At 66.5% G+C, this 18,716-nt stretch carries 23 protein-coding genes; 9 read left to right on the forward strand and 14 right to left on the reverse strand.

Annotation, left to right across the window (positions count from 1 at the left end):
- Positions 1-8: 8 nt before the first annotated feature.
- Positions 9-344, reverse strand: coding sequence for a hypothetical protein (locus E8A74_RS39260; protein ID WP_136934239.1), 336 nt, complete (start codon positions 342-344; stop codon positions 9-11).
- 365 nt (positions 345-709) lie between these two features.
- Here E8A74_RS39260 and E8A74_RS39265 point away from each other — a divergent pair, with 365 nt between their 5' ends.
- Positions 710-2,440, forward strand: a complete 1,731-nt coding sequence (locus E8A74_RS39265; RefSeq protein ID WP_136934240.1) for a c-type cytochrome — start codon at positions 710-712, stop codon at positions 2,438-2,440.
- Entirely contained in the window at positions 2,437-3,504 is a 1,068-nt protein-coding gene (locus E8A74_RS39270; RefSeq protein ID WP_170229709.1) for a hypothetical protein, read from the forward strand. Before E8A74_RS39265 ends, E8A74_RS39270 begins: the two co-directional genes overlap by 4 nt.
- Positions 3,505-3,566: 62 nt before the next feature.
- On the opposite strand, the gene E8A74_RS39275 is transcribed toward E8A74_RS39270, so the two are convergent.
- From E8A74_RS39275 to E8A74_RS39285, 3 genes are all read right to left on the reverse strand, one after another.
- Positions 3,567-4,673 (reverse strand): M35 family metalloendopeptidase, encoded by a 1,107-nt coding sequence (locus E8A74_RS39275; protein ID WP_136934242.1) that lies wholly within the window; start codon positions 4,671-4,673, stop codon positions 3,567-3,569.
- 188 nt (positions 4,674-4,861) lie between these two features.
- Positions 4,862-5,275, reverse strand: coding sequence for a SpoIIAA family protein (locus E8A74_RS39280; protein WP_136934243.1), 414 nt, complete (start codon positions 5,273-5,275; stop codon positions 4,862-4,864).
- 246 nt (positions 5,276-5,521) lie between these two features.
- On the reverse strand, positions 5,522-5,725 hold the full coding sequence (locus E8A74_RS39285) for a hypothetical protein (RefSeq protein ID WP_136934244.1): 204 nt from the start codon (positions 5,723-5,725) through the stop codon (positions 5,522-5,524).
- Positions 5,726-5,861: 136 nt separating this feature from the next.
- Here E8A74_RS39285 and E8A74_RS39290 point away from each other — a divergent pair, with 136 nt between their 5' ends.
- Positions 5,862-7,571 carry a PHP domain-containing protein gene (locus E8A74_RS39290; protein ID WP_232379950.1) on the forward strand — a complete coding sequence of 570 codons (1,710 nt, stop codon included), beginning with the start codon at positions 5,862-5,864 and terminating at the stop codon, positions 7,569-7,571.
- Between the two features lie 57 nt (positions 7,572-7,628).
- On the forward strand, positions 7,629-7,991 hold the full coding sequence (locus tag E8A74_RS39295) for a hypothetical protein (protein ID WP_136934245.1): 363 nt from the start codon (positions 7,629-7,631) through the stop codon (positions 7,989-7,991).
- A gap of 3 nt (positions 7,992-7,994) precedes the next feature.
- Here the strand turns inward: E8A74_RS39295 and E8A74_RS39300 are convergent, their stop codons facing one another.
- Both E8A74_RS39300 and E8A74_RS39305 read right to left on the reverse strand, forming a co-directional pair.
- Positions 7,995-8,507, reverse strand: coding sequence for a hypothetical protein (locus tag E8A74_RS39300; protein ID WP_136934246.1), 513 nt, complete (start codon positions 8,505-8,507; stop codon positions 7,995-7,997).
- Between the two features lie 53 nt (positions 8,508-8,560).
- The gene (locus E8A74_RS39305) at positions 8,561-9,178 is read right to left on the reverse strand and encodes a rhomboid family intramembrane serine protease (protein ID WP_136934247.1); all 618 of its coding nucleotides are present in this window, start codon (positions 9,176-9,178) and stop codon (positions 8,561-8,563) included.
- Positions 9,179-9,378: 200 nt separating this feature from the next.
- Here E8A74_RS39305 and E8A74_RS53245 point away from each other — a divergent pair, with 200 nt between their 5' ends.
- Positions 9,379-9,774, forward strand: a complete 396-nt coding sequence (locus tag E8A74_RS53245) for a hypothetical protein (protein ID WP_170229706.1) — start codon at positions 9,379-9,381, stop codon at positions 9,772-9,774.
- Positions 9,775-9,959: 185 nt separating this feature from the next.
- Positions 9,960-10,988, forward strand: coding sequence for a DUF3570 domain-containing protein (locus E8A74_RS39315; RefSeq protein ID WP_170229710.1), 1,029 nt, complete (start codon positions 9,960-9,962; stop codon positions 10,986-10,988).
- A gap of 13 nt (positions 10,989-11,001) precedes the next feature.
- Here the strand turns inward: E8A74_RS39315 and E8A74_RS39320 are convergent, their stop codons facing one another.
- From E8A74_RS39320 to E8A74_RS39330, 3 genes are all read right to left on the reverse strand, one after another.
- Positions 11,002-11,649: a hypothetical protein gene (locus E8A74_RS39320; protein ID WP_136934250.1), complete on the reverse strand. Its 648-nt coding sequence runs from the start codon at positions 11,647-11,649 to the stop codon at positions 11,002-11,004.
- A gap of 106 nt (positions 11,650-11,755) precedes the next feature.
- Positions 11,756-11,971, reverse strand: coding sequence for a DUF4266 domain-containing protein (locus E8A74_RS39325; protein WP_136934251.1), 216 nt, complete (start codon positions 11,969-11,971; stop codon positions 11,756-11,758).
- Positions 11,972-12,017: 46 nt separating this feature from the next.
- On the reverse strand, positions 12,018-12,680 hold the full coding sequence (locus E8A74_RS39330) for a DUF2271 domain-containing protein (RefSeq protein WP_136934252.1): 663 nt from the start codon (positions 12,678-12,680) through the stop codon (positions 12,018-12,020).
- Between the two features lie 88 nt (positions 12,681-12,768).
- Here E8A74_RS39330 and E8A74_RS39335 point away from each other — a divergent pair, with 88 nt between their 5' ends.
- A complete protein-coding gene (locus E8A74_RS39335) occupies positions 12,769-13,326 on the forward strand; it encodes a carboxypeptidase regulatory-like domain-containing protein (protein ID WP_136934253.1) in 558 nt (185 codons plus the stop codon).
- A complete protein-coding gene (locus tag E8A74_RS39340; protein ID WP_136934254.1) occupies positions 13,323-13,829 on the forward strand; it encodes a hypothetical protein in 507 nt (168 codons plus the stop codon). The genes E8A74_RS39335 and E8A74_RS39340 overlap by 4 nt, the downstream gene beginning before the upstream one ends.
- On the opposite strand, the gene E8A74_RS39345 is transcribed toward E8A74_RS39340, so the two are convergent.
- From E8A74_RS39345 to E8A74_RS39355, 3 genes are all read right to left on the reverse strand, one after another.
- Positions 13,817-14,164 carry a hypothetical protein gene (locus E8A74_RS39345; RefSeq protein ID WP_136934255.1) on the reverse strand — a complete coding sequence of 116 codons (348 nt, stop codon included), beginning with the start codon at positions 14,162-14,164 and terminating at the stop codon, positions 13,817-13,819. The genes E8A74_RS39340 and E8A74_RS39345 overlap by 13 nt on opposite strands.
- Before the next feature lie 141 nt (positions 14,165-14,305).
- Complete coding sequence (locus E8A74_RS39350; protein ID WP_136934256.1) at positions 14,306-14,926, reverse strand: hypothetical protein; 621 nt, start codon at positions 14,924-14,926, stop codon at positions 14,306-14,308.
- A gap of 51 nt (positions 14,927-14,977) precedes the next feature.
- Positions 14,978-15,802: a class I SAM-dependent methyltransferase gene (locus tag E8A74_RS39355; protein WP_136934257.1), complete on the reverse strand. Its 825-nt coding sequence runs from the start codon at positions 15,800-15,802 to the stop codon at positions 14,978-14,980.
- A gap of 199 nt (positions 15,803-16,001) precedes the next feature.
- Here E8A74_RS39355 and E8A74_RS39360 point away from each other — a divergent pair, with 199 nt between their 5' ends.
- Positions 16,002-16,865 (forward strand): NmrA family NAD(P)-binding protein, encoded by an 864-nt coding sequence (locus E8A74_RS39360; protein WP_136934258.1) that lies wholly within the window; start codon positions 16,002-16,004, stop codon positions 16,863-16,865.
- Here E8A74_RS39360 and E8A74_RS39365 read toward each other — a convergent pair.
- Both E8A74_RS39365 and E8A74_RS39370 read right to left on the reverse strand, forming a co-directional pair.
- Positions 16,860-17,795, reverse strand: coding sequence for an alpha/beta fold hydrolase (locus E8A74_RS39365; RefSeq protein ID WP_211365555.1), 936 nt, complete (start codon positions 17,793-17,795; stop codon positions 16,860-16,862). The two genes, E8A74_RS39360 and E8A74_RS39365, sit on opposite strands and share 6 nt — an antisense overlap.
- A gap of 93 nt (positions 17,796-17,888) precedes the next feature.
- The gene (locus E8A74_RS39370; RefSeq protein ID WP_136934259.1) at positions 17,889-18,710 is read right to left on the reverse strand and encodes a helix-turn-helix domain-containing protein; all 822 of its coding nucleotides are present in this window, start codon (positions 18,708-18,710) and stop codon (positions 17,889-17,891) included.
- Between the last annotated feature and the right edge of the window lie 6 nt (positions 18,711-18,716).

Consider the following 18,716-nt stretch of genomic DNA (forward strand, 5'->3'; position numbering starts at 1 on the left):
TGCTGGGATCAGGGGTCGGCGCGCCGACAGGCGACGTCGACGATTTCGCGCTGCCAGCCCACGGACGAGCTCGCCTGGATGCGGCGGAACTCGGCGACGGCGCGGACACGCGCGTCATCCTCGTCGGCGGCCTCGATACGGAACGTGCCGCGGAAGGTCCGAGCCTCCTGGCCCGCGTGCTCGGCGAACGTCGGTTCCTTGTACGATATGACGATCTCGTAGAGAGCGCCGCGCGGGGCGGGGGCGCTCTGGGAAGTGCGCTCGGCCCTCTCGCGCTCCAGCGTATCGGGGAGGACCCGCCGTGTGCTCGGGGCGTCGTCCGTCGCGTCGTTTGGCGTCGTCACGAGGGGCATCCTAGCAGAGGGAACACGCCTCCCCCAAGAGGGTTTCGCGCATGGTCCTTGACGCAGAAAGGAGGCAGCGCGAAAAAATCTCGCGCATCACGCGGACACGAAAGGCCGCGATCGAGATGACCCATCGCTCTCCCTGGAAACACGCGGCTTTCGCCGTGTCCCTCGTCGCGTGTGGCGTCGCGGCAAGCAGTTGCACCTCCAACCATCGTAGCGAAGAAAACGTCGGCGCCGCGTCGAGCGCATCCGCTTCTCCAGCCGCGTCCGCGGTGTCCGTCGCGCCGAGCGGCCCGCCGCGTTGCGCGGCGCGATCGCCCCGCCGCTTCGAGCGCGCTGCGGCCGGCGGCGCGAGTTCAGCGGTGACGCTCGTCCGTGCCGGGGGGCACACGCTCGCGCTCGTCGCGGATCACGACGAGCGGGCGCTTCATGTGGTCGACACGAGCTCGATGCGACAGGTGTCGGTGACGCCGCTCGAAGGCCGGCCAGGGCACGTGCTCGCGCTCGAAGGAGGCCTCATCGCAGTGGGGTTGCGCGATACGTCGCGCGTGCTCTTGCTCGAGCCTGCCGACGAGGCGCTCGCAAAACCCTTCGAGGAGCGATGTGCGGTGGACGTGGCGGCCGAGCCGTGGGCGTTTGCGGAGGAGGGCGGATCGCTGCTCGTGACGAGCGGGTTCGGCGGGGCGCTGACGGTGCTCGCGACCGCCGATCTCTCGGTTTCACGCGTGGTGCCGCTGCCGCGCGAGCCACGCGCGGTGATCGTGGCGAACGCGGGCGGGGCGGCGTTCGTCACGCACGCGGTGGGGGGCGTCGTGTCGGTGGTCGATTGGAAAGACGCGGCGAAGGAGCCTGAAGCGATCTTGCTGCGCGCGGGCCGACGCGTGGGCGCGGATGGAACGTTCGACGACAAAACACCTCGCGCGGCCTCGCAAGGGTATGCGCTCGCGCGTGTGGTCGGGACGCGCAGCGACGGGACGCGGGACGCGCTCCGGATCTTCGCGCCGCACACGAGCGTGGATCCAGGCGCGCCGGCCGTGGGAATGACGATCGGATACGGCGGATCCGGTCAAGGGCCGCGGACGATGGCGCAGCTCGTGAGCGTGGTCGATCCGGGCGCGAAGCGAGCGATCACGAACCACGTGGCGGGCGTATTCAACGCGGCGTTCGGGCAGGATTGTATCCTGCCGCGGAGCGCTGCGGCGGACGAGAATGGCCTCTTCGTTGCGTGCCTCGACATCGACGCGGTGATCGAGATGGATCCATGGGTCGGGGATCCAAGCCTCGCCGAGCGGCGGCGGGCCGCGCTCCCCGCGGGCCCGAGCTCGCTCGTGCTCTCCGACGAAGGAAAACACGTGTTCGTATGGTCGGAGATGGATCGCGCGCTGTCGCGTATCGAGCGTGAATCGTTTGTCGTGACGAGCGTACCGCTCTGGCGGCGATCGGGCGTGGCGCGGGACGCGAAGATCGAACGAGGCCGGCGGCTGTTTCATACGACGCGGGACGCGCGCCTCGGCATGGGCCGCGGATGCGCGAGTTGCCATCCCGAAGGGCGCGAGGACGGGCTCGCATGGACGAGCCCCGACGGCCTGCGACAGACGCCGATGCTCGCGGGGCGCGTCGCGAGCACGGGGCCGTATGGATGGTTCGGGGAGCACGCGACGGTGCGCGACCACTTGAACGAGACGTTCACGCGGCTCGGCGGGACCGGCCTCGCGAAGCATTCGGAGGAGGACTACGAGGCGCTTCTCGCGTACGTCTCGTCGCTGCCGCCTCCGCCGCCGTCGAAGCCGAAGGAGCAAGAGATCACGGAGCGAGGCAAGCAGGTGTACGTGGCCTATGGCTGCAATGGTTGCCACAAGGACGGGGGCACGGACGGAAAGCCGCACGACGTGGGCAGCGGGCAAAAAGGTGAGCGTCGCGCCGATTTCGATACGCCGTCGCTGCTCGGTGTGCGCGGGACCGCGCCCTATTACCACGACGGGCGGTATTCGACGCTCGACGAGATGCTCTCGGCGAAGGATCAACGGATGTTCCCCGGCACGCTGAGCAGCGCGGACAAGAAGGCGCTGCTCGCCTACCTGGAGACGTTGTGATGAAGCGCTCGGCGCGGGAAGGGAGCGAAATGCGATACGTGGCTGCGTTCGTGTTCGGCGCGGCGTTGCTCTCGACGCAGGGAGGGGCGGCGCGCGCGGCCGACGCGCCCGCGCCGCCGCCGGGCTGGGAGGCGCCTCCGCCGCTCGCCACGAAGCCGGCGAAGGCCCCGAAGGCCCCCGCGTGTTGCCAACACGACGCGATTTGTTGCTCGCGACAAACCTCGATCGATCAAGCGCGGATCCGCCGGATCGTGCGAATGATCGAGGTGCGTATGGCCGACCTGCCGAAGGAGGAGGTGCAGGAGGCGCCGAAGGAAGGGCCGGGGATTGCGGGCGTGCGGCCGCTCAAGATCATGGATGGCCGCGGAAGGCCCTATCCGTGGCTCGACGGGCCCGCGGAGGAGATCCGCTTGATGCCGCCGGGACAATGCGGGGAGATGAAGTTCGGGAAGGACGATTGGCCTTCGCCGTTCTACGCCGAACCGGAGTTCCAAGGCATGGGCAGCGGGCAGGTGCGCGGGTATTTCCAGGAGAAACCAGCCGACAAGGGGCGCAGCCTGATTTCGGGGCCCATGTCGTATCTGTCCTTCGACAGGGCGGACGGGGACGGGATCGTCGTGGAGCGCGTGGAAGGGACACTCGAAGGGACGCCCGATCTCCGCGTGATGCGGAGGGCACGCGTGGTGGCCGCGTCGATCCTGGCGGGCCGCGTGAATGCGTACCAGGACAAACAGGAGAACGACGCGCGGGTCGTGTTTGTCTTGCCAGAGGTACTGCTCGGGTTCGAGGCGAAGGAGACGAAGGTCGCAGGCGGATTCCTCAGGGTCCGCGGCGAAACGACGGAGGCGTACACGACGTACACGATCCCGGTGGGATCGGGGCGGAGCGGGGTCGGGACGTTCGTGATCATGAGCCGCTGGCTCCGGAGGTGGTTTCCCCCGAAAAGCCCGGAAAAACTGCCGGCATCGCAGCCGGGAGGCGTCGCAGTGAGCCAGACGTCGGTCGAGGCAGAGCCCCGCGCGCGGGTCTTTTTGTACGAGCCGGAGTCCGACGTCTTCGAGTAGGCCCGTCCGAATCGGGCGGGCCCATCGGGGGCGAGGTGCGGGGGCGCGCGAGCGCCGCTCGGTCACTGGAGGGCGGGGGTGTTCTCGGCGAAGTATTCGTGGTTGTCGGCGTTGTTCAGCGCCTTCGCAGGATCGGAAAGCGCGAGCGACTTCGCGCCGGATTGGCCGTACACCCAGTCGTCCGTGCCGGCGATGACGTCGAAGTGCGAAAGCTCGTGGATGATGGTGCCGCCCTTGGAGTCCGTGCCGGAGAGCGGCGCGCTCCAGAAGACGCTGCAGAGGTACACGTTGTACGGCTGGTTCGGATACACGTACGCGTAGTACTTCTTCTTGCAGCCGCAATCGAAATTCAATGACTTCGAATCGACCGCGTCCTTGATGGCCGCGTAATGGCTCTTCGCCGTGCTCCAGCCGTTCGTCGAGAACGCGCCGAACCACGTGGTGTACCGCGGCGTCGCCGAGGGCGAGCCGCCGAGGTAGGCGACCGCGCCGTTCGCCATCGTGCTGGCCGCGCCGAGCGCTTGCGTGACCGTGGTTTGCTGGTCCGCGCTGCACTTGTTGAAGCCGAGGCTCCCGAAGTTCTGCGGCCCCGGGGCGTTGAGGAACTGGGGCGACGGCGCATTCGCGCGGCCCTCGATCCAGAGGCTCACCTCGTTCGAATCGAGCGAGACCGCCTGCTTCGTCACGGGCGTCAGCATGTCGGCCGCGTACTGGACGGTGTAGGTGCCCGTCTGCGTCAGATCGTAGAAGCCCGAGAGCGTGGCCGTGCGCGTCACGGTCTTGCCCGGGCCGAGCACGACGTAATCCTCGTCCGACATCGCCGCCCGCTTGTAATGCGGACCCGTGAACTCTACTGGTTGCCCGCCGCGGGTCACAAGGAATAGATCCTCTTCGAGGTCCTCGCCAGGCGCATACCACGCAGGCAGGTGGATCGCGCGCTTCGTCGTGTTGGTGAGCTTCACCGTGACCGTCACGCTCTCAGCCAGGCTCACGGATACCTTGTCGACGGAGAGCTCGACCGCGATGTCACCCGCGGCGGGATCCATTCCTTCGTCGACCACGATTTCGCTGCCGGCCCCGTCCTCGTCGTCCTGGACGACGCACGCGCCGAGCAGCAACGCGCTCGCAGCACCCAAAGCCAGCCACCTGAAAGGAAGCGTCTTGCTCATGGTTGGACCCCTGGACAGGAGGAACGACCGGCGGTAACAGCCGCGACCAGGTCGACCCGCACTGTTTTATCGACCCTACCATTTTCGCTTTCGAAGTGAAATCTAAAATCGGCTGAAGGCGCGAAAGAGGACGTGGGGGATGCGGACGGGTGGTCACTCGAGTGACCGAAATGGGTGGGCTCTCGCCATTACGAGGAACGGTTTTGCTTTTCGGCCTTGATGAGCGCGCGTCGCTCCGCGAGCCAGGCGCGGGCCTCGGCTTCGGTCGCGAAATAGCGGGTGGGCACCGCGTCGATTCGCCGGAGGAAACTACCGGCGCGCACGACGAGGTCCGCGAGGACGCGGATCGCGAAGTGCGCCCCGAAGACGGCCACGCCGAGCACGGGGACGTCGTGCACCTTCTCCGCTCCCGCCCTGCGCGCGCCCGCGCTGACGGTTCCGGTGCGTGAAAGATCCACGAGCTTCAGGAGATAGGGGCGGCCGGCGATGAGGGATTTTTCCCGTGACGTCAGCTCGCGCATCTCCGCCTCGCTGATGTCACCGTTGAACCTCCACACGGCCGTATCCGGCGGCTCGAAAAATACCGTATGCTTCTCCCTCATCGGGTGTCTCGCGACACGATCGAGCGTAGATCGTGCCGAAGCCGATAGGTGAAACCAAGCAAAAACAGCGCGCGAACGGCGCTCGTTCGGGAGAGCCGCATTACCTCGAAGCGGCGCGTCAGCGGGATGACGGAAGTGCCTTGCTTGCGCTCGGCACCGCTGGATACGCGTGCGATCAGCGTCGTGGCATGGCGTGGAGAAATGCTGGAATGGTTGTAGAAGGAAAAACGAGCGTGCGGGGAACGATCAGTACCGTCGCCCTGGCGCGGCGGTATCCCGGGGCGGTGCCGGTCTCTCGTCGGAATCGTGCACGGGTGCCATTTCGAGCGTCGATGGATGCACGAGGACAGGCGAGCGGGAAAGGAGCACGTACGCACCGAGCAAACACGTCACGGTCACCACGACGACGGCGAGCGGGTGCGGCTTCGCTTGCAAGAGCGCATGCGGCATGGGGGCCTCCTCGAAGAGAAAAAGGATGGCCGGTCCGGTGCGCCATCGTCCATGAAAAAGAAAACGCGATCGGACATTGCATGTCTCAGGCTTGACAGGGCGTCGGTCCTGTGCCTGTTGGTACTGGCTGGAGAGGATGAGCACGATGGTGGACAAGCTCGACGTCGCCCGAGCGCTTCGCGAGATCGGAGCCCTGCTCCGATGCAAAGGGGAGAGCTCGTTCAAGGTGCAGGCCTACGAGAATGGCTCGGCGGCGGTCGAGGCGATCTCCGAGGACCTCGGCCGGCTGGTCGAGGAGGGGCGCCTGACGCAGGTGCCCGGCATTGGCGTGTCGCTCGCCTCCGTCATCACCGAGTTCGTCCGCACGGGGCAATCCGAGCTCCACGTGAAGCTCCGCGCGGAGCTGCCGCCCGGGGTGCTCGAGCTTTGCGAGATTCCCGGGCTCAGCCCGAAAAAAGTCCAGGCGCTCCACGACGCGCTGGGGATCACGAGCGTGGAGGAGCTGCGGCAGGCGTGCCTCGCGGGCCGCGTCCGCTCGGTGAAAGGATTCGGTCTGAAGACGCAGCAGAGCCTGCTCGAAGCCATCGCGCAGCGGGAGATACGTGAGGCGCGGGTGCTGCTCGTCGACGCGCTCGGCGTCGCGGAGCCGCTGCTCGACCACCTCCGCGCCTTCCCGGAGGTAAAGCAGGCGGATCTCGCCGGCGACGTGCGTCGTTTTTGCGAAACGGTCTCCGATGTGCATGTCGTCGTGGCGAGTGACGAGGCCGGCGTGGTGCTCGATCACGCCGAGCGATTTCCGCGGGTGACGCGGGTGCGGTGCCGAGACGCGCAACGGGTCGATCTGTGTCTCGCGGGAGACGTGCCGGCGTCGGTGCACGTGGTCGCGCCGGCCCATTATGCGGGAGCTCTTTTGATGCGCACAGGCTCCGCGGCGCACCTCGCCGAGCTCGGCCGGGTCGCCACGGAGCAGGGCCTCGCGCTCGATGAGGCGCGCGCGCTCGTCCGCATCGAGAGCGATGCGCAGATCTATCGGGCGCTCGGCCTGCATCCCGTGCCCCCTGAGCTTCGAGAGGGAGACGGGGAGATCGAGGCTGCGCGGCAGGACGATTTCGCCGACCTCGTCACGCAGGGCGACATCCAGGGCATGGTGCATTGCCACACGGTCTTTTCCGATGGCAACGACACGATCGAGGACATGGCGCGCGCGGCCGAGGCGATGGGGATGAAATACCTCACGATCACGGACCACTCGCCGACCGCGCATTATGCGAGGGGTGTGGAGCTCGATCGGCTGAAATTGCAATGGGACGAGATCGCGCGCGTCCAGGAGCGCGTGAAGATCAAGCTTCTGCGCGGGACGGAGTCGGACATCCTCGCGACGGGCGCGCTCGATTACCCCGACGCCATCCTGGAGCAGCTCGATGTGGTGATCGCGAGCGTCCATTCACGCATGAAGATGGACGAGGCCGCGATGACGCAAAGGCTCGTGGAGGCGATGCGGCAGCCGATCTTCAAGATATGGGGCCATCCGCTCGGCCGCCTGCTCTTGCGGCGCGAGCCCTTCGCTTGCCGGGTCGAGGAGGTGCTCGACGTGATCGCCTCGTCGCGGGCCGCGATCGAGGTCAACGGGGACCCGTACCGGCTCGATATGGAGCCTCGCTGGCTGAAGGAGGCGCGAAAGCGAGGGATTCGTTTCGTCATCTCGACGGACGCGCATTCGACGAAGGGCCTTTCGTCCCTGCGTTTCGGCGTGGGCGTGGCGCGGCGAGGCGGGCTCCGCAAGAGCGAGGTGCTCAATGCGCTCGGCCCCGAAGGTTTCGCGGCGGCGGTCAGGCCCATCCATTGATGGTGGGCGCCGAAGTTGCAGGTGCTCCCGGTACGATCCTCGCACCGGCGTATCGGCATGACCCCCAAAGCGAAGAACGACAGCCGCCCCCCGAGCCCGGCCCGTCCGCGGACGCTCCCGGGACGTGCCCCCGCCTCGAACGCCTGCCCGCTGTTTTTCCGTGTCCTCGTGTATGAGGCGCGATCGGGCGAGAAGAGCTTCACCGATTGTGGCTACGAGCTCGGCCGGCAGATCTTCTCCATCGTGGGAAATGAACTCGGAGAAGACGTGCTCGGCGAGCTCGTCGTGCTCATCATGAAGCGCGACACCCTGGCGATCTTGCAATGGCTGAAGAGCCGCGTGCCCCGCATGATGGATATGATTCCGACGCGTGAGTACCGCGCGTTCATGAAGGGATTCATGCAGGCGGTCGTCGAGTAGCCGTCATTTGAGTTCGAGCATGAGCTCGAACTCGCCGGCCTCGTCCATCCACCCGTCGACGATGACGTAATAGGTCGCGTCCGCCTGGACGTTGACTTGATTGACGTCGTGTGCCTCGATCATCGATCCGAACGAGCAATCGAGCACGTCGCCTCCGCTGCCGGGGCAGGTCGTCCACGTGTGCAGCCAGTGGTGCGCATACTGGGGCAGGAGCGTCGCGACGAGCGTGCCCGGCGCCGAGGGCCGGACCGGAAAGACGAGCTCCTTGCCGATTCTCTCGCCAGGCATGCAGCCTTTGAACATCGGGCTCTGCGTGGTCAAGTCCGTCCCCCGGCTCGTGTCGTCGAAGAGGGACAAGGACTCGCCGGGCGCGATCTCGGTGAGCGATGTGCAAGCCTCCTCGTTGTCCTGGTCTGGCGGGGCGGGAGGCGTGTATTCGTCGAGCGTGCAAGCCGAGAGCAAAAGGCCGAGCCCCAGGCAAACCCCGGGACGTACGAGGCGGTAAAGGGTCCGCATGGCCCGCGAGGTTTCCATTGCGGCGCGCCCGACACAAGAGGGAAGTCGGGTGATCAAAAGAAGCTCTTCACCGTTCGCTCCACGCGCGCCGGCTCGAGGAGGTACGTGAGCAAGGCGCCGTAGATCGCGCCGGAGAAATGCGCGTCGTGGTTGATATCGTCGCCCGCGGCGACGGAGTGCCAGGCGCTGTAGGCGAGGTACGCCACGGCGAACACGATGCCCGGCACGGGAATCGGCAGGAACATGAGCTGCAGCTTGAGCTTTGGGACCAGGAGGACGGCGCTGAACATCACGGCGGCCACGGCGCCGGATGCCCCGAGCGAGCTATAATTCGGGTTTCGCATGTGCCGCAGGGTCGTGGGGATGAACCCGACGATCACGGCGGTCACGTACAGCGCGAGGTACCGCGCCACGCCGAGCACACGAATGGTTTGCTCCGTGAAGAAGTACAGCGAGAACATGTTGAACGCGAGGTGCGAGAAGTCCGCGTGCACCCAGCCTGCGGTGAGCAGGCGATGGACGTGCCCGTTCTTGCGCACCTGATAAGGGCTCAAGATCAGCGCTCGCCGCACGGGCTCGGAGGCCAACCCGAGAAGGCTCACGATCGCCACGGAAGCAATCAGCAAAACAGGAACGGGCAAGGCGAGGAGATGCGCCGGGAGATCGTTCATGACCGGAGGATATCACGGTACGGACGCATCGCGGGCCTCCGCTCGTTGTTGAAAATCACTTGCATTTTCATGATTGTTCCGCTAGAAGCAGGCCATGATGTTAGAGGAAGCACGTGTTTGGAGCCGTTTCGCTCGAGGAACACTCATGATGTTCGGGGTGATGTATGCGTGATTTCGTTCTGCGACGTTACCTGACGAGCATGGTCGTCCCGGCACTCGTTGTCGGCTTGCCTGCGTGCGCGGCGCTCGATAGCCACGACCAAGCACGCAAAACGGTGGAGGTATTGGACGAGGGCGCGAACGACGACACGAGCGCGAGCGCCGGAGGCGGTACGGGTGGCGCCGGAGGCACCGGCGGCAGTGGCGCGACGACGTCCAGCTCCACGGGCTCGGGGATCTATATGCCGCCCGACGACGACGACGACGATGACGACGACGACGACGACGACGACGACGACGACGACGATGATGACGATGATGACGATGATGACGATGATGACGATGATGACGATGATGACGATGATGACGATGATGACGACGATGACGACGATGACGACGATGACGACGACGAGGACGAATACGACGGCGAAGGTTGATGTCTTTCCAGCACCGTGAGATCGCGCTCCTCTGCGCTCTCCTTTCGTCAATTCTCTCCCTTCCCCTTTCGTTTGCACGCGACCCGAAAGCTGAGACGCCTGCGAAGCGTCAGGCCACGTCGGGCCTCGACGCCAGCGCCAGCGCCGAGACGTCATTTTATCTCGATGATACCCATGTCGGCGTCGTGACTCCGACGATTGCGGGCACGATTTCGAGCCCGACGGCAGGCTGGTCCCTGAGCGGTCGTTATCTCGTCGACGTGGTGACCGCCGCGTCGCCCGATATCGTGGCAACTGCGTCGCCCCCCTGGACCGAGGTCCGCCACGCCGGAAACCTCGAAGGGGGCTATGAAAAAGGAGACGTCGGGGTCGGCGCGCATGCGTCGCTGTCGCGCGAGCCGGATTATCTGTCGATATCGGCGGGGCTCCGCGGGACGCTCGAGTTCGACGAAAAGAATTACGGTCTGCTGTTCGGGTATTCGTACCGGCACGATACGGCGGGACGCGCTGGGACCCCGTTCGACGTGTTTGGATGGACACTCGAGCGGCACGACCTGAATGCCGGGCTCACGATCGTCGTGAATTCCTCGACGATCGCGGCGATTCAGCTCGACGGGATGTTCGAGCGGGGCAATCAGGCCAAACCGTATCGTTACGTGCCCCTCTTCGAGGTAGGCGCTGCGGAGGAGGTGCCCGTCGGCGCGAGCGTCGCTCTCGTGAGCGCGCTACGCCTGCACGCGCGGCCCCTGGAGGCATTGCCTCTCACGCGGGATCGGTTCGCGCTGACCGGACGTCTCGCGCACCGACGTTCACGCGGCACGCTGCGCGTCGAGGAGAGGCTCTACACAGATTCGTGGGGAATGGCCGCGAGCACGACGGACGCGCGATATTCGATCGACATCGGGCGGTTCGTCACGATATGGCCGCGCCTTCGCTTCCATGCGCAGACCGGCACCGTGTTCTGGCAGCGCGCGACCGAGGTGGCCGTCGCGGCGGACGGATCGATCACGATTCCAGCGATCCGAACCGGGGATCGCGAGCTCGGGCCGCTCTGGACGCTGACGGGCGGAGGAGGGGTGTCCGTGAAGCTCGGCGCGAGGTTCACGGCGAGCCTCCAGGTGGACGGAGTCTTCACGCGTTACCTCGACGCGCTCTACCTCACGCGGCGGAATGCTTTGTTCTCGGCGCTCGCCCTGCAAGCGACATTCGATTGACGTCGGTGGCGCTTCAGAAAGCGTAGGAACAGGAGAGCTCGGGCGAGAGGAGTGTGCCGGTCGAGGGAAAGGGCTTTGTGAACTTCAGGGCGGCGGAGATGCCGAACGAAGGTGAGATCGCATAAGCCGCCGCGACCCCAACGCCAACGAAGCCCGTTCCGGATTTTCGGTACGCGCTGAGCGTCTGCGAGGGGGGATTGTCGAGCTGGCTCGCAGGCGGCGGCTTCGTCGTGTCCTCTTCGACGACGACGCGGTACGCGGTGTCGAATTGAGCGATGCCGGCGGCGACGAAGAAAGAGCCCCGGAACCCCGACCTGGCGAAGGGCCGGACGCCGAACGTATATCCCGCGCGGATCTCGCCGTGAAATGGCAAGAATTCCGGCGCCTCGGCGCCGCTCGGCCGCGGCCCGCCTCCCCGGAGCACCCATCCGGCGCGCAATCCGAGCGTGACATTGTCGAATACCACGCGGTCGAAGCCGAGCAAGATCCGCGTCGTCGCGATCTGGAGGCCTGGCCGCACATCCCCGCCGCGCGCGACGAGCGGCGTGCCGTGGTATTGCGTACCCGAGTCACGGAAGCAGGCGTAGTCGCCGTGGAGTTGGCTCTCCGGCGAGCAGACGTCGTTGCCCGCGTGGATCCCTAGATCCTGGACGAGCGACAATGAGAGGCCATTGTTCAGGCTGGGGGTCTTTTTCGGGGGCGTGTCCGCGGCCAGCGTCTCTTTCGGAACGAGCAGGAGCGCCGCGACGAGGAGCCACGCGCGCGCGTCAATTGCAGCCGCAGCCGCCCTCGGCGCTCGCCGACCCGCCGGTCGCGCCTTCGTGGACCGCTTGCATGTGGGATTCGCCGGGGCCGGAGACGGGGCCGACCGCCATCGTCGGATGCGCGAGGCGCCCGCGCTCGTAAGGCGCGACGTGTGTGCAGGCCGCGAGCCCGTGCAGGAGCCCGAGCAGGCAAACGAGACGCGTGATGCGCAGGACCATGGATACCTCTCGTCGAAACGGGGTTGATTGGAGGGATCGACCCTCGTCAGGGTGTCCAAGAAAGATACCTTCCGATGAATGCCGGCTCGTCCGGCAAGGTCGTCTCCTGGGCGCTCGGGCCCTTGACGAAATCAAGCGTCATCCACGGCCCGGGATCCTCGCCGGAGTCCGACGAGTTCCATTCGGTGAATTCGACGTGCACGCGATACGTGCCGTCTGGAGCCTCGAGGCCGGCCGTGTTCGTACCATTCCAGGACACCGCGTGCTCGATGTGCGATTTCCTCGTGGCGCCGGTGACCGCATCCACGACATTCGTGCCCGATGCAGCTCTCCAGCGCACGAGGTGCTCCACGCGTTTGGCCGCCCATACCTCGAGCGTCTTCACGAACGTATCCTGCGCGTTCGTGATCCAGATGGCGCCTATGTTTTTCGGGGCATACTCGCCGTCGAGGGAGACGGTGGTGACGCGAAATGATAGCGTGCCGCCGGCGGGCGGCCCGCCGCCGGTTCCGCCCGCGCCGCCCATACCCGTTCCCGTGCTGCTCGCCGCTTCGGAGGCCGTGCTGCCTGCGCCGTCATCGCCGGTATAAGGCGTCCAGAACGCAGGGTCGCTGCGGGCCGCGGGACCACAAGCGAGAAGCATGGGCAAGAAGAGGCCTGACGCCCACGCGAGGGCGATACGTTTCGCGTTTCTCGTTGACCTGACCATCGGCGCCGGGTACCCTGTTGATGTTGATTTCTACTTTCATCTTCAGTTTAGAGGAGATCACGCCCTGGAGACAAGAGGAAAGTTGTTCGTGTCGACGCTGACGCAGAAGCCTGCTTCACGAAGGTCGGTCCCTCGCTGGTCCTCCGCGGTGCAATTCGCGGGGGTCTTTTTGGGGATTGCGGGTATGGGATGCACGAACCCGCTCCAGGAGGGCGCCATTGCGGATCTCGGGCCCGAGTCCCCTGCCATTCCTCTCGGCCCCTTGCACCGCCCCGGACAGCCATGCCTCGTCTGTCACGACGGCGCCGAGGCCACCGAGCTCACCGTCGCCGGGACGATCTACGAGCGCGCCGATGCGACAAAGCCGATCCCCGATGTACTCGTGCATCTCGTCGACGCGCGCGGGACGGCCTATGTGACGGCCACGAACTGCGCCGGGAATTTTTTCGTGAGGCCCGGCGATTTCACGCCCGAATATCCGATGCGGGTGGCGATCGAGCGTGACGGGTTTCGTCAGGAAATGGAATCGCCGGTGAATGTCGATGGGTCATGCGCGAGCTGCCATACCAACGACCCCAGTCCACGTTCCGCCGGCCGCGTCTATTTGCTCTCCGTCGCCGCGACCCTGGAGGACCGTTGTCCGTGAGACGAATGCTCCTGCGCTCGTTGTTCCCGCTCGTGCTCCCCGCGCTCGCCGTCGCCTGCGCGCCCGAAGCGGAACCGACGGATGTCTTGCTCGTCCCGAGCCGTATCACGTATCCGAGCGTCGGCGGCGCGCTGGAGTACCGATGCGCGACGCTGGATTGTCACGGAAAACCCGAGCGAAACCTGCGACTCTACGGGAGCTCCGGGATGCGGCTCGCCGCGGAGGACGTGCCGGGTGACGGCGAGACGACCGACGCGGAGCACGATGCGAGTTATCGATCGGTGATCGGGCTCGAACCCGAGGTGCTCAGCCTGGTCTGCGCGGAGGGCGGCAACGAGCCGGAGCGGCTTTCGTTGATTCGAAAGGCACGCGGCGAGGAGGCGCACAAGGGCGGCGCGCGGATCGTCCGCGGGGACGACGCGGATCGATGTCTGATAAGCTGGTTGGCGGCCGCGACGGACGAGGCCGCGTGCGCGCGGGCGGCCGAGGATCAATCGGAATGAGCGCCGAGCATGCGGCGGAGCTCGGGGATGGCGGCGCGGGCCTCGGCGAGGTTACGCACGAAGCGGGTGGGGCTCGGGTGCGTGGGGCGGAGCGCTTGGACCGCGCGAAAAAGGAGATCGGCGAGGTTTCGTAACATCGCATTGGCCCCGATCACGACGATGGCCCGCGGAGGCCCCACATTCCGTGTTTCGGCAAATTTGCGGCGAGCCGCCATCGATATCCACTCCAGGCCGGAGACATCACAAAGCACGATGGCATGCGGCCACGTCCCGCCGGCCGCGAGCTGCGCGGCGAGGAGCGGCATCGCCTCCGCCACGTCGACGGTGCCCCGCATTGTGACGTGCAGGAGATCGGGGGGCTCGATCCAGACGTCCGGGTGACTCGTCGGGATGCTTAGGGCGGGGGGCTCCAATTCGTCAGGACTCCGAGGATGCGGCAATGAGCATCCCAGGCTACCGCGAACGAAGGCGTCGCCTCAACCGGATTTTCCCCAGCGGGCGATCGCTGCCTTCAGCCACGCCGGCGCATCGGTCATGGGCGGCTGCGGCTCCGTGCGGGTCATTTCTTCCGCGCGGCGAAGCTGCGCGGCGAGCGGCGGCACATCCCACGCAGCGCGCTCCGCGTCGGTCGTCGTCGGGTCCGTATCCCAAAGGCGATGACGCACGCCATCGGGGACGAATTGCGTCCCGTATTTCTGCGGCCGACCCTCGTACATGCACCGTCGGTCGTAGGCCGCGGCGGCGAGCCAGCGCGCCTGCGGAAAACCTCGCTCGGCCGCTTCTCGCGCGAGTTCGTGCGCGCGCCGCGCCTCGGCGGGGTGATCCCCATGATTGAACAACCACGCGGCGTGAAACAAGTCCTCGGCCGAGGCACCTCCGCGCTCCTGCAAGAGGCTGAGCGACGATTCCGCCTGCGCACGGCGCGCGCGGTCGCGTTCGCGGAGCGCGCGATAATCGGGGGTGTCGACCGGAGGAACGGACGCGTGCTCGCGCGTGTCCTCAGCGTGGAGCGCGGCGAGCGTGCGTGACGGGTCGAGGTCCGAGGCGTCACGTTCAGTTTCCTTCGTGGCATGTTCGAGCGCGGCTTTTTTTGTCATCGACCGTCCTGGTTCCGTTTGTCGCGCAAGAATGCAATGGCAAGCGGGCGTCTAAAACGCATAACGCAGGTGGCGGACGAGATTCCGATAAAATGGAAGCCGCCCCATGAGCCCGTGCATCACGCCGGAGAACCAGCTCTTCGACAGCCGGTCGACGAGGTCAGGCATCGTCAGAAACGCGACGCTCTCGACGAGCCGAAGCTTCGGGACCTGTTTTTCGAGGTCGTGCGGGTCGTCGATCCCCCAGACGAGCTCGACCTTGGCGCCGCGCACGGTCGCCAAGCGGGAGACCAGGCGCACCATCGCGGCGCTGTAGCCGTCGAAGACGACCTCTCCGCGCGGGAATTGCTCGGTGATCCGTCGTAGCATTGCGGCCCCATCCCTCTCGCGGAGGTACATGAAAAGGCCCTCGGCGACGACGAGGACCGGCGTGTCTCCGGGGATCGTGTCGAGCCAGGCGAGGTCGGTCACGGAAGCGCCGATCCGACGATAACCTTCGCGTTCCGGATAGAGCTTCTCGCGCAGCGTGAGGACGTCGGGAAAGTCGACGTCGTACCAGCGGACCTCCGGGCCCGGATCGATTCGATAGACGCGGGTGTCGAGGCCGCAGCCGAGGTGCAGCACCGTCGACGCGGGGTGTCGAGCGAGAAACGCGCGCGTCCATTGGTCGAAGTGCCGGGCCCGCAGCGGCAAGGTGATATGGCCTCCGCTCGGGAGCTTCAACGCCTCGAAATCGTAGTCGATATGCGCGACCGCGTCCGCGGCGAATCGGTCGCCGAGAATCGTATTCGGAGCCGTCGCATCCATCGCTTTGCCGTGCAACGTGGCGAGGTACGTCTCCTTTTCCTTGGTCAGGCGAACCTTTTTCGTTTCCATCGTCGCCTCGGGCCGCGGCGCGAGCGCGCGGCCTGGAGATTTACATCAGGCCCGGTCGCCTCGGTCAAGCGACCTGATCGGCGCGACGAGGGCCCCGCGTTCCGTGCGCCGAGCCGTTGCTGGAAACGTCTTACATAACGGACGTGTGTCCGCTATGTAGGATGATGTCTCGGGAGAGGTGCATCGAAAGGAGTCCAGAATGTCTTTCGTGGTCGCAGGCGTGACGGGTAACGTCGGTTCGGTCGTCGCAGCGGAGCTGCTTGCCAAAGGACAGAACGTCAAGGTCCTCGTGCGCGACGCGGCGAAGGGCGCTGCATGGTCCAAGAAGGGCGCGGAGGTCGCGGTCGTCGCGCTCGGGGACAAGGACGCGCTCGCCGCCGCGCTCGCAGGCGCGCGAGGCTTTTCCGTGCTCCTTCCGCCGAATTATGCAGCGCCGGATTTTTATGCTTATCAGCGTGAGACCGCGGATGGCATCGCCGCCGCGGTGAAGGCGAGCGGCGTTCCGCACGTCGTCCTCCTTTCCTCTGTGGGCGCAGATTTGCCGGACGGCACGGGGCCCATCAAGGGCCTTCATTACCTGGAGAATGCGCTCCGCGCGACGGGCACCACGCTCACCGCGATTCGAGCGGGTTCCTTCCAGGAGAACGTCGCGAACTCGCTCGTGCCGGCGCGGAATGCTGGGATCTTCCCGAACTTCAACCCGTCGGCCGATTTCCCCGTCCCGCAGATTGCCACCAAGGACATTGGCGCGCTCGCCGCAACGTCGCTGCTTGAAGGTGGGCAGAAGAGCGAGAACATCGATCTGCAGGGGCCCGCGTATTCAGCGCGGCAGATCGCCGAGAAGCTCGGGGCCGCGCTCGGCAAGCCCCTCCAGATCGTCGATGTTCCGCCAGATGCCTATGTGAGTACGCTCGTGCATGCCGGGGTGCCACAGCACCTCGCGGAGGTCTATGCCGAGATGTACCGTGGTTTCGGGAGCGGCGCCATTGCCCCGCGGGGCGACCGCCTGGTCGAGGGAAAGACACCCATCGACGAGGTGATCGTGGCGCTCGCTCGTTCATGAGGAAGGCGTCGTCGCCGATTCCGCGGGCGCGTGTGCGCGGAGAAACGATCCCACACGCGCCCGGACCTTGTCGCGATCGGTAAAAATGCAGACGTGCTCGCCTTGTTCGATGGCGAGGAGTTCGGCCCCGGGAACGCGGGCCGCGAGGATTTGCGCTTGCGCAAAGGGTGCCGCTTTGTCGCTCGTCCCGTGCACGACGAGGAGCGGCGCCGTGATTCGTTCCAGGGCAAACCCTTGATCGCGACGGGTTACGGCGACGTCGTTCTCCGAGCCCGGGAGCCGGAGCTGCATTCGATCGAACGAGCTGCGCTGCAACTCGCGCAAGAGCGGGCCCGCCTCGGGATCCGCGAGCGTGCGTGCGCGCACGATCGGATCCAGAATCGAGCGGCGCGCCGATCGTTCCGGATCCTGCTCGGCCTTTCTCCGCATGGCGGCGACGAGCGGGCCGCAGCGCGCGGTGATCCGCATGAGGTACCACGCGAGCGGCAATCGTGTCTCGACGCGGGTGCAGACGGACGAAAGGATGACGAGTCCCCCGCAGCGATCCGGATGGCTGAGGGCAAACTGGAGCGCAGACGGGCCGCCGCCGGAGATGGCCATCACGGCGACTCGTTCGATTCCGAGCGCATCGAGGAGATCGCGGTAGAGATCGGCCTGCTCCGCGGGGGCTCGCCCGAGCGCGAGGCGCGTCCCGAGGTAACCGGGGCGAGAGGGCGCGACATACCGGAAGCCCGGAACCCCCGCGGTGCGCGCGAGGAGCAGCGCCTGATCGTAGCCACCCATGGCGCCGTGGAGCGCGAGCACCGGAGGGCCATGGCCGAGAAAGGCGCATTCGACGTCGCCGCGCCGCGTTTTCACCACCACCGGGCGTGAATCACCCGACAGCATTGCCGTTCCCTTCGACGGCTCTCGTTCCTCCGAAGCTTGCATGGGGGTCTCCTTCCGAGCTGGTCGCCCCGTCCTAGCGCGCGCCCGGCGGGCCGTATTGTGAAAATGCGACACGCCGCGCGAGCCCGCGGAGGGCTACGGGCGAACCCGGTGGACGATCCGCGTATCGGCGCGCACGAGCTGCCGGCTCCGGTGCGCGCCTTTCTCGCCGGGAAGGCGATCGGTCAGCGTCTTGAAGTCCCGGATCAGGTGCGGCTGGTCCGCGTAACCGCACGTCTGGGCGAGTTCGGCGAGCGTCGCGAAGGCGCCGCTATGCAGCGCGCCGAGGACGTTGCGGAGGCGGACGAGCCGGGCCATCCGCTTGGGCGTCATTCCAAACTGGTCGAGGAACAGGCGCTCCAGGCTGCGCGTGTGGAGACCGAGTGCGTCCGCGAGCGCGTCGACCCGGAGCTGACCTCCGTGCGCTTCGAGGAGGAGCGTGGCCCTGCGGCAGCGGGCATCCGTGACGAGCGGCGGCGCGGCGTCCCTGACCAGATTCGCAAACGCGCGTTGCCGCGAGCCGAGGTCCGGCAGCGCGCGCAATTGCTCGGCCAGCGATTCGATCGGGATGCCTCGGACCCGCGTCACCTCGACGCATCCGTCGGTGAGCTCCGAGGAGCGAACGTCCGCGAAACGCGGCGCCTGGCCGGCCCGGAAGCGGATGCCAAGGTACTCGCCACCGGCGACGCGTTCGACGGTGGCGCGTTCGGTGGCAGGCCCGACCAGCACCATTCGACAGCCGGCGGGAGAATGGCGGAAGATGAGGTGTGCGCCAGCGTCGGGGAAAAACTCGTGAAACGTCGTGCCCGAACCGCCGCTGCGTTTCGTCGCCCAGCAAAAGTCGATCTGCGTCGAGAGATCAGGGGGCGGAAGCGCGAAGATGCTCGGCGTGGCATCCGCGGTGTGCGGCGTGGGCATGGGGCA

The sequence above is a fragment of the Polyangium fumosum genome (assembly GCF_005144585.1).
GTDB classification, from domain to species: Bacteria; Myxococcota_A; Polyangia; order Polyangiales; family Polyangiaceae; genus Polyangium; species Polyangium fumosum.

What these genes read in the sequence shown, in the direction of transcription:
- E8A74_RS39275 (WP_136934242.1), bottom strand. Translation starts at nt 4,673, where the DNA reads ATGAGCAAGACGCTTCCTTTCAGGTGGCTGGCTTTGGGTGCTGCGAGC.
- E8A74_RS39280 (WP_136934243.1), bottom strand. Translation starts at nt 5,275, where the DNA reads ATGAGGGAGAAGCATACGGTATTTTTCGAGCCGCCGGATACGGCCGTG.
- E8A74_RS39285 (WP_136934244.1), bottom strand. Translation starts at nt 5,725, where the DNA reads ATGCCGCATGCGCTCTTGCAAGCGAAGCCGCACCCGCTCGCCGTCGTC.
- E8A74_RS39290 (WP_232379950.1), top strand. Translation starts at nt 5,862, where the DNA reads ATGAGCACGATGGTGGACAAGCTCGACGTCGCCCGAGCGCTTCGCGAG.
- E8A74_RS39295 (WP_136934245.1), top strand. Translation starts at nt 7,629, where the DNA reads ATGACCCCCAAAGCGAAGAACGACAGCCGCCCCCCGAGCCCGGCCCGT.
- E8A74_RS39300 (WP_136934246.1), bottom strand. Translation starts at nt 8,507, where the DNA reads ATGCGGACCCTTTACCGCCTCGTACGTCCCGGGGTTTGCCTGGGGCTC.
- E8A74_RS39305 (WP_136934247.1), bottom strand. Translation starts at nt 9,178, where the DNA reads ATGAACGATCTCCCGGCGCATCTCCTCGCCTTGCCCGTTCCTGTTTTG.
- E8A74_RS53245 (WP_170229706.1), top strand. Translation starts at nt 9,379, where the DNA reads ATGGTCGTCCCGGCACTCGTTGTCGGCTTGCCTGCGTGCGCGGCGCTC.
- E8A74_RS39325 (WP_136934251.1), bottom strand. Translation starts at nt 11,971, where the DNA reads ATGGTCCTGCGCATCACGCGTCTCGTTTGCCTGCTCGGGCTCCTGCAC.
- E8A74_RS39330 (WP_136934252.1), bottom strand. Translation starts at nt 12,680, where the DNA reads ATGGTCAGGTCAACGAGAAACGCGAAACGTATCGCCCTCGCGTGGGCG.
- E8A74_RS39345 (WP_136934255.1), bottom strand. Translation starts at nt 14,164, where the DNA reads ATGCGGGGCACCGTCGACGTGGCGGAGGCGATGCCGCTCCTCGCCGCG.
- E8A74_RS39350 (WP_136934256.1), bottom strand. Translation starts at nt 14,926, where the DNA reads ATGACAAAAAAAGCCGCGCTCGAACATGCCACGAAGGAAACTGAACGT.
- E8A74_RS39355 (WP_136934257.1), bottom strand. Translation starts at nt 15,802, where the DNA reads ATGGAAACGAAAAAGGTTCGCCTGACCAAGGAAAAGGAGACGTACCTC.
- E8A74_RS39360 (WP_136934258.1), top strand. Translation starts at nt 16,002, where the DNA reads ATGTCTTTCGTGGTCGCAGGCGTGACGGGTAACGTCGGTTCGGTCGTC.
- E8A74_RS39365 (WP_211365555.1), bottom strand. Translation starts at nt 17,795, where the DNA reads ATGCAAGCTTCGGAGGAACGAGAGCCGTCGAAGGGAACGGCAATGCTG.
- E8A74_RS39370 (WP_136934259.1), bottom strand. Translation starts at nt 18,710, where the DNA reads ATGCCCACGCCGCACACCGCGGATGCCACGCCGAGCATCTTCGCGCTT.